Here is a 7713-nt window from a genome sequence, read left to right as displayed (position 1 = left end):
GTGAAGACTACGGGAGAATGTTCATGGATAGAGTCTATAAGATGTTTATAAGGATGTCGGAGAAATACGGCTTAACGATGAGCTATACTCATTTAACGCTTCCAGAGGAGGCTAGGAACCGGTTAAGCGAGATAATAGCTGGGAAGAAAAAGGAGGTTGAAGAACTAATATCCAAGTATAGGAGAGGAGAGCTACTGGCAAGGCCAGGTAAGACAGTCGAGGAGACACTGGAAGATGAAATAATTGATATATTATCCAAGAAGCTACTTGACAGTGTTGCCGAGGTAATAACACCATACTTTACACTAGTCAACCCCGTTGTAATCATGGCTAGAACTGGTGCGAGAGGAAACCCAGTCAATCTGACCCAGATGGCCGCCCTACTTGGACAGCAGACAGTAAGAGGAAAGCGCCTTACAAGGGGCTACCTTGGGAGAGCACTATCCCACTTCAAGCCAGAAGACCTGGGTCCGGAGGCAAGGGGTTTCATAGCAAGCGGGTTTGTACATGGATTAAACCCTGTTGAAATGTTCTTCCATGCCGCGGCTGGTAGAGAGGGGCTGATAGATACGGCTGTCAGGACAAGCCAGTCTGGATACATGCAGAGGCGTTTAATAAACGCGTTACAAGACCTAAGGGTGGAGTATGATGGAAGTGTACGTCTTACCACAGGTGAGATAGTCCAGCTACTCTATGGTGAAGATGGTGTTGACCCGATGAAGAGCGACCATGGTAAATCCGTTAACGTAGATAGAGTCATTGAGAAAATATTTGGAGGTGGACTATAAGATGCAGGGTTTAACTATAGAGGAAATCCAACAGCTCCTCGAGGAGAGACTGAAGGGGAACGTTAGCCAGCAGGTATATGAGGAAGTACGTAATAAATTACTGAACATAGCTGGGAAGATCGTGATAACTAGGGAAACCGTAGAAAGATTCATAGAACATATAATCGAGAGATATCATTCCTCGTTGATAGAGCCAGGCGAGGCTGTGGGGACTATTGCCGCCCAAAGCCTTGGAGAGCCATCAACACAGATGACATTAAGGGTATTCCACTATGCCGGTGTACGTGAATACAACGTAACCCTCGGTCTCCCCAGGCTCATAGAGATAGTTGACGCCAGGAAAAAGCCTGAAACACCTATCATGGAGATATATCTAGTGGATGAATATAGGAGAAGCGAGGAGAAGGCTAGGGAGATAGCTAGAAAAATAGAGTCAACATACCTAGAGAACATCACCAGGGAACTAGATATCGACCTCATAGAAGGTGTGACGAGGGTACGTCTGGATCCCGAGATGCTGGAGGATAAGGGGTTAAGTGTCGAGGTGATCATTAAGAAGTTGAAGGAGCTAGATGTGGGCGAGGTTTCAAGAGGAGATGACCCATACGAGGTAATAATATCGCTTAGAGAGGAATACCTCGACTACAGTAAGCTAGAGAAGCTGAGAAGCAAACTTCTCGGTCTGCATTTGAAGGGTATAAAGGAGATACGTAAGGTAATAATCCAGAAACGCGGCGACGAGTACGTGATAATATCTGAGGGAAGCAACCTTGAGGAAATAATGAGGATAGAAGGCGTGGACTGGAGGAGAGTGTATACTAATAATATACATGAGATAGAAAGAGTGCTCGGCATAGAGGCCGCTAGGCAAGCTATAATCAAGGAGATCAAAGAGATACTTGATGACCAGGGTCTAGACGTAGATATAAGGCATATAATGCTTCTAGCCGATATGATGACGTGGACCGGGCATGTGAGGCAGATTGGTAGAATGGGTGTTGCCGGTGAAAAGCCAAGCGTACTGGCCAGGGCTACATTCGAGATGACTGTTCAAAAGCTCCTGGAATCAGCAGCCACTAGTGAGGAAGACCGTTTATATGGCGTTACAGAAAATATTATAATAGGTCAAACAATACCTGTAGGAACTGGTATGGTTCAGATTTATATGACTCCAAGCCTATTAAAGACCGAGGCTGGCAACAAAGGTGATAGGAATGAGTAGCCAGGTTGACCTGCTTAAAGCGATAAGAACGACTGCTGATACAGGGCAAATAGTGTATGGAAGTAGGCAAGTCAGGAGACTAGTTCTTCACGGGAAGGCTAAAGCAGTAATCATAGCATCCAACGCTTCCCCGGAGATAAAAAGGGATCTAATATATTATGCGAAGCTAAGCAACATCCCCGTTATAATGTTCCCTGGAACAAGCATAGAGCTAGGTACCCTTTTGGGGCGTCCCCATAGCATTACCTCAATAGCTGTGATCGATCCGGGGCAATCAAACATACTTGACTTCGCTGGAGAGGTGTAGAAGTAGATGAGTGACGAGAAGCCACAGGTGAAGATAACGCCTGAGGAATTCCGCTATATGACGTTATTAAACGAGCTCACAGGTGCTGTGGTAAGGGATTGTATTATTGAGGAGGATAACAACAGAGTGATCTTCCTAGTAAACCCAGAGGATGTGGGGAAGGCGATAGGACCCAAAGGCTTCTTCGTCCAGAGGCTGAGGAAGATACTTAATAAAAACATAGAGATAGTTGGCTACAGTAATAACCTCGAGGAGCAAGTCAGATATGCGTTATCACCAGCCAGGATAAAGGAGATAAAGCTCTCAACGAGACCTGATGGTAGCAAGATCCTCTACGTGGCAGTGGATCCATCTGATAAAGGGATAGCCATCGGTAAAAACGGTAAAAACGTTCAGAGGGCTAAACTTATTTTAAAAAGGCATTTTAATATAGATTCAGTGATTATCGCGTAACACGGTTAAGTGAGGGGAGAAGATGCCCGGTAAAAAAGGCCCAAGCGGGTTGTATGCCGCTAGGAAACTGGAAGAGAAGAGATTGAAATTCAGGTGGAGTCAGCGTGACTTCAAGAAGAGAATGCTCAGGAAAATGGGTAAGCTAAGGGATCCATTAGAAGGAGCACCCATGGCCAGAGGAATAGTCTTGGAGAAGGTTGGCATAGAGTCACGTAAGCCGAACTCAGCTGTAAGAAAATGTGTAAGGGTGCAACTAGTTAAAAACGGTAAGGTGGTGACAGCATTCGTGCCATGGGATGGCGGAGTAAACTATATAGATGAACACGATGAGGTAATAATAGAAGGTATCGGTGGCCCTCTAGGAGGATCACTAGGAGACATCCCAGGCGTAAGATATAAGGTGGTAATGGTTAACGGTGTCTCGCTTAAAGCTTTATGGCTTGGAAAAAAGCAGAAGCCTGTGAGATAATGCTATAGGTTTTAAACTCATGCCCTGATATCGGATAATGAAGGTGTTTATGTATGAGTGAGATGCAGACCAGGGAGATGTTGATTGGCGAAATAAAGTTATTCAATAAATGGAGCTACGATTTTATAGAGGTAAGAGACCCTAGCTTGAAAAAATATATTTGCCTAAAACCAGTTTACCTACCCCACTCCGGCGGCAGACATGAGCATAAACGCTTTGGAAAAGCACTAGTACCCATCGTCGAGAGGCTAATAAACAATGTAATGCGACCAGGTAGAAACATGGGTAAGAAGCACCTCGCATACAACATTGTGAAGAAATCATTCGAACTCATATATCTGAAAACAGGTGAAAACCCATTACAAGTATTAGTGAGGGCAATAGAGAACGCGGCCCCTAGAGAGGAGACCACTAGGATAATGTATGGTGGAATAACATACCATGTCTCAGTTGATATAGCGCCTTTAAGGAGAATTGATCTAGCACTAAGACATCTAACCGAGGGAGCTAGGTTAAAGGCTTTCCACAACCCCATATCCATAGAGGAGGCATTAGCGGAGGAAATAGCGTTGGCTGCATCAAATGATCCAAAGAGCTATGCTGTTCAGAAGAAGGAGGAAATCGAGAGGATAGCGTTAAGCAGTAGATAGCGTTTTTAAATTATCACTCAGATACCTCCTCTATCTCCTATATAAACAAGGACGGAGATAATTACTGGCAGGGAGAAATACTTTATAAACACCCTGAAAGTTATTAAACTAGTTGGACATGTTAATGTAGATAAGAAAGGTGATGAACGTGAGCACGCCTCAGAAACCACATTTAAACATAGTGATAATTGGGCACGTAGACCATGGAAAAAGCACTATGACAGGGCATATACTCTATCGTCTAGGCTACTTCGATGAAAAAACCGTGAAGATGATCGAGGAAGAAGCAAAGAAAATGGGTAAGGAGAGCTTCAAGTTTGCCTGGTTACTCGATAGAATGAAGGAAGAGCGTGAACGCGGTGTCACTATTTCACTATCATACATGAAGTTCGAGACCAAGAAATACTTCTTCACCATCATAGATGCACCCGGTCACCGAGACTTCGTTAAAAACATGATCACCGGCGCAAGCCAGGCCGATGCAGCCATCCTAGTTATAAGCGCCAGAAAAGGAGAGTTCGAGGCTGGAATGAGTGCCGAGGGCCAGACCCGTGAGCACGCCATACTAGCTAGGACCATGGGTATAAACCAGCTAATTGTGGCCATAAACAAGATGGATGCAACCGAGCCACCATACAGTGAGAAGAGGTACAACGAGATTAAGGAGATCCTGGGCAAATTCCTAAAGGGACTGGGCTACGATATATCCAAGATACCATTCATCCCGGTGTCAGCGTGGACAGGTGAAAACCTGATTGAACGTTCGCCCAACATGCCGTGGTATAATGGTCCAACACTAGTAGAGGCATTGGACTTATTAACGGTGCCGCCCAAGCCACTTGATAAACCACTTAGAATACCGATACAAGATGTATACAGCATCTCCGGTGTTGGTGTCGTACCTGTTGGAAGGGTTGAAACCGGTGTACTTAAAGTAGGCGATAAAGTAGTATTCATGCCGCCAGGACTAATCGGTGAAGTCAAGAGTATAGAGACTCATCACGCTAAGATCGAGAAAGCAGAGCCCGGCGACAACATCGGGTTCAATGTAAAGGGTGTAGAGAAGAAGGATATTAAGCGCGGCGATGTGGCTGGATCCCTTGATGTTCCCCCAACAGTTGCCGATGAATTCACCGCGAGAATAATGATAATGTGGCATCCAACAGCAATAGCCGTGGGATACACGCCAGTAATACATGTCCACACAGCCAGCGTGGCATGCAGGATAACCGAGATAATTTCAAAGATCGACCCTAGGACAGGTAAGGAGGTTGAGAAGAACCCGCAGTTCCTGAAGCAGGGAGACATAGCTATAGTTAAATTCAAACCGATAAAGCCACTCGTAGTAGAGAAATACGCTGACTTCCCAGCTCTTGGAAGATTCGCTATGAGAGACATGGGTAAGACAATCGGTATTGGACAGGTACTCGAGATCAAGCCAGCACAAGTCAATATCAAGAAATAGTTTTTTAAACCCGAATTCTACACATTACGTTTCCAAGTATGCTTACAGGTATAAGGTTGGTCACGATGTCCGCAACAAGGATGGTTAAAATAAAGATCTGGAGCACCAATGTAAAAGTACTAGACGACTTCGTGGGTAAGATAACAGATATAGTGAAGAAGACAGGTGTTAAAATGAATGGCCCAATACCACTGCCAACTAAAAAACTAAGAATCAGGACAATGAAGCTACCGCATGGAGAGGGAAAGAAAAAGTATGAGAAATGGGAGATGAGGATACATAAGAGGCTACTATACATAGCCGAGGATGAAAGAGTAATGAAGCAGTTGATAAGGGTTAGGATTCCCCCTGAGATATGGATGGAGATAGAGATATAGTTTTAAACAGCCCGATGTTTTAATAAAGTGATTCAACCCATCATCCTGTGAACTCAATTTCCTCCTGTTAAGAAATATAAGCCTGAAACACTTTTATCATAGATATGAGCCGGGGTGCCCGAGCGGTCTAAGGGGCTGGCCTGGAGAGCCAGTGCCCCGAAAGGGGCGCGCGGGTTCAAATCCCGCCCCCGGCGCCTCGGTATGTTGTTTCTGCTTCCATATAGGTTTACTATTGAAGAATGTAATTGTATGTATGAATCTCTTCCCTAATTCAAGATGTAGGGTGCCCGCGAACACCCCTAAGCCGTATGCAAGCCCAAAGGGGATATAGGGGGAACAAGGATGAGGGGATGAAACCAATTTAAATAAACCTATACCTATATAAGACCTAACCCCTTTAACATAGAGCTCTAACTAAATATTTCATGAAGAGAGATAAAAACATGTAGTCAAGGTGGCTTCATTGAGGGGATCCCTTGGGGAAATGGGTGAGGAAGCTGTAATAAATCTTATAGCTGATAAACTGATCAGCAAGCCTGAATCGGGCGAGAGTCTCACGTATCCCGATGATGCTAGAGATTTACTGCCAAGAGGCCCTAGGTTAATATATTCCATGGATGCTTATAGAATAAAATCGCTTATGCTTCCATGGAGGACCTGGAGCGATATCGGGTGGATGGCTTTAACCGGTGCCCTTAGCGATGTAGTGGTTAAAGGCGGAGTGCCTAGTGTAGCAATGATTGGGTTAGGACTTAGCAGTGAAACAGATATCCTGGATTTAGAGGAGCTGGTCAAGGGGCTCCGTGAAGCGAGTAACTACTATGATGTGAGGATTACAGGGGGAGATACAAATGAAAGCCTTGATCCATGGATAGCTGTCTCAGTAATGGGGTTTACAACCTGTAAACGTCCCCCAAGTAGGCGTGGAGCCAGGCCAGGCGACATTGTTATCGCCACGGGATCTTATGGCTCGATGGGTTTTGTAGCACTCCACGGTGTCGTGGAGGCTAGTGGAATAAGCTGGGTCGTTGATAACACTAAGAGGGTGTATTTGAAGCTCGAAGTAGCCAACGTGATCATGTCTACTTATAGATTCATTCATGCTTCAATGGATGTAAGTGATGGACTTGGATATACCTTGGAACAACTCTCAGAGCTCAGCGGGTATGGTATACTCCTTGAGAATCTCCCGGTACACCCAGCAGGACTTAGAGAGTATTGCAAGAACAGTATTGAATGCATGTGGAGGCATGTACTAGTTGGAGGAGAGGAGTATGGTGCCGTGCTAATTGTCGCTGGAGAGTACCTGGATAAAGTGGTTGAGGAACTAGATTACTATGAGATACCATATAGTATCATAGGGAGGGTGGGAAACATATCCCCGGGAATATATATTAATGGAGCCAGGATCACTGTGGAAAGATGGGATCAATTCAGGGGGTGGGGGAAACGTTTTCCAATGGGTGATGCCCGGTAAGCTAGCTCAATCACCTATGCCTAGATTAAGTGATATCCCTGCACTAACACGATACTTTACCGGGGTAGTGGCATTAATGGATCAGCATGATGCACCGTTAAACTATGTTGAATCACTAGCCAGCCACGGCCTGGAGGTCCTATACATACCTACTAGGGATCAACATCCTGTTGAACTACTCGATCTCTTAAAGGCTACTTTCTTCATAGAGTACCATGTAAAAAACGGTGGAGCTGTTCTAGTACACTGTGTCAGCGGGCTCGGGAGGAGCAGTGTGGTTACGGCGTCATTCCTGGTCTTCAATGGTTTAACCGCATATGACGCAGTTATGGAGTTGAGGAGTATTATACCAGGGGCGCTTGAAAACCCTTGGCAGGTTAAAATGATTAGGACATACGAGGTCTTCCTGAATAGCCTAAGTGAGCTGGGGTTACTCCGTAGTGTAGCCGACTGGATTAAAGTAGCTGACACCAGCATAACTAGGCAATTATCCAAGGCCATCCAG

9 protein-coding genes, 1 tRNA gene and 1 pseudogene are annotated in these 7713 nt (G+C 45.2%); all 11 read left to right on the top strand.

Annotated elements, in window-relative coordinates:
- A pseudogene (locus ACP5N5_RS04710) lies at positions 1-788 on the top strand (DNA-directed RNA polymerase subunit A'); the annotation flags it as partial.
- A 1-nt stretch (position 789) separates the two neighbouring features.
- Positions 790-2010 (top strand): DNA-directed RNA polymerase subunit A'', encoded by a 1221-nt coding sequence (gene rpoA2, locus ACP5N5_RS04705; protein ID WP_042666800.1) that lies wholly within the window; start codon positions 790-792, stop codon positions 2008-2010.
- Entirely contained in the window at positions 2003-2317 is a 315-nt protein-coding gene (locus tag ACP5N5_RS04700; protein WP_012609039.1) for a 50S ribosomal protein L30e, read from the top strand. Before rpoA2 ends, ACP5N5_RS04700 begins: the two co-directional genes overlap by 8 nt.
- A gap of 6 nt (positions 2318-2323) precedes the next feature.
- Positions 2324-2770, top strand: coding sequence for a NusA-like transcription termination signal-binding factor (locus ACP5N5_RS04695; protein ID WP_012609038.1), 447 nt, complete (start codon positions 2324-2326; stop codon positions 2768-2770).
- A 22-nt stretch (positions 2771-2792) separates the two neighbouring features.
- Positions 2793-3239, top strand: coding sequence for a 30S ribosomal protein S12 (locus ACP5N5_RS04690; RefSeq protein WP_012609037.1), 447 nt, complete (start codon positions 2793-2795; stop codon positions 3237-3239).
- Positions 3240-3292: 53 nt separating this feature from the next.
- The gene (locus tag ACP5N5_RS04685) at positions 3293-3889 is read left to right on the top strand and encodes a 30S ribosomal protein S7 (protein WP_012609036.1); all 597 of its coding nucleotides are present in this window, start codon (positions 3293-3295) and stop codon (positions 3887-3889) included.
- Positions 3890-4031: 142 nt separating this feature from the next.
- The gene (tuf, locus tag ACP5N5_RS04680) at positions 4032-5354 is read left to right on the top strand and encodes a translation elongation factor EF-1 subunit alpha (protein ID WP_042667879.1); all 1323 of its coding nucleotides are present in this window, start codon (positions 4032-4034) and stop codon (positions 5352-5354) included.
- 65 nt (positions 5355-5419) lie between these two features.
- Positions 5420-5731: a 30S ribosomal protein S10 gene (gene rpsJ, locus ACP5N5_RS04675; RefSeq protein ID WP_042666796.1), complete on the top strand. Its 312-nt coding sequence runs from the start codon at positions 5420-5422 to the stop codon at positions 5729-5731.
- 108 nt (positions 5732-5839) lie between these two features.
- Positions 5840-5925, top strand: a tRNA-Ser gene (locus ACP5N5_RS04670).
- Positions 5926-6185: 260 nt separating this feature from the next.
- Positions 6186-7208 carry a thiamine-phosphate kinase gene (locus ACP5N5_RS04665; RefSeq protein WP_428133398.1) on the top strand — a complete coding sequence of 341 codons (1023 nt, stop codon included), beginning with the start codon at positions 6186-6188 and terminating at the stop codon, positions 7206-7208.
- Positions 7198-7713, top strand: a 516-nt coding sequence (locus ACP5N5_RS04660; RefSeq protein ID WP_428133395.1) for a protein-tyrosine phosphatase family protein, incomplete at its 3' end; no start/stop codon positions are given. The genes ACP5N5_RS04665 and ACP5N5_RS04660, both read left to right, overlap by 11 nt.

The organism is Desulfurococcus sp., from assembly GCF_049970475.1.
Taxonomy (GTDB): Archaea; Thermoproteota; Thermoprotei_A; order Sulfolobales; family Desulfurococcaceae; genus Desulfurococcus; species Desulfurococcus amylolyticus.
This window is presented reverse-complemented; position numbering and strand designations above follow the sequence as displayed.

Coding starts and splice junctions, on each gene's coding strand:
- tuf (WP_042667879.1), top strand. CDS start 4,032: ATGAACGTGAGCACGCCTCAGAAACCACATTTAAACATAGTGATAATT.
- rpoA2 (WP_042666800.1), top strand. CDS start 790: ATGCAGGGTTTAACTATAGAGGAAATCCAACAGCTCCTCGAGGAGAGA.
- rpsJ (WP_042666796.1), top strand. CDS start 5,420: ATGTCCGCAACAAGGATGGTTAAAATAAAGATCTGGAGCACCAATGTA.
- ACP5N5_RS04690 (WP_012609037.1), top strand. CDS start 2,793: ATGCCCGGTAAAAAAGGCCCAAGCGGGTTGTATGCCGCTAGGAAACTG.
- ACP5N5_RS04695 (WP_012609038.1), top strand. CDS start 2,324: ATGAGTGACGAGAAGCCACAGGTGAAGATAACGCCTGAGGAATTCCGC.
- ACP5N5_RS04685 (WP_012609036.1), top strand. CDS start 3,293: ATGAGTGAGATGCAGACCAGGGAGATGTTGATTGGCGAAATAAAGTTA.
- ACP5N5_RS04700 (WP_012609039.1), top strand. CDS start 2,003: ATGAGTAGCCAGGTTGACCTGCTTAAAGCGATAAGAACGACTGCTGAT.